This is a genomic window from Psychrobacillus sp. MER TA 171 (genome assembly GCF_023713305.1).
Classification (GTDB): Bacteria; Bacillota; Bacilli; order Bacillales_A; family Planococcaceae; genus Psychrobacillus.
On record NZ_JAMAWN010000095.1, the window covers coordinates 1 to 346 of the forward strand.

General features: G+C 51.4%; 2 tRNA genes and 1 rRNA gene. All 3 read left to right on the top strand.

The features are described from left to right. The 3 genes from rrf (at position 1) to M3627_RS20620 (ending at position 303) form a co-directional block, all read left to right on the top strand. Positions 1 to 115, top strand: a 5S ribosomal RNA gene (gene rrf / locus M3627_RS20610). Positions 116 to 138: 23 nt separating this feature from the next. Next, positions 139 to 214: transfer RNA gene (locus M3627_RS20615), tRNA-Val, on the top strand. 13 nt (positions 215 to 227) lie between these two features. Continuing rightward, a tRNA-Thr gene (locus M3627_RS20620) sits at positions 228 to 303 on the top strand. The last annotated feature ends 43 nt before the right edge of the window (positions 304 to 346 follow it).

Consider the following 346-nt stretch of genomic DNA (forward strand, 5'->3'; position numbering starts at 1 on the left):
CTAGTGATGATGGCGAAGAGGTCACACCCGTTCCCATACCGAACACGGAAGTTAAGCTCTTCAGCGCCGATGGTAGTTGGGGGTCTCCCCCTGCAAGAGTAGGACGTCGCTGGGCTTGCAATAAAAAAATATTACCCAGGAGGATTAGCTCAGCTGGGAGAGCATCTGCCTTACAAGCAGAGGGTCGGCGGTTCGAGCCCGTCATCCTCCACCATAATTTTACTCCTGCCGGAGTAGCTCAACTGGTAGAGCAACTGACTTGTAATCAGTAGGTTGAGGGTTCAAGTCCTTTCTCCGGCACCATTTTCCGAGCCATTAGCTCAGTTGGTAGAGCATCTGACTTTTA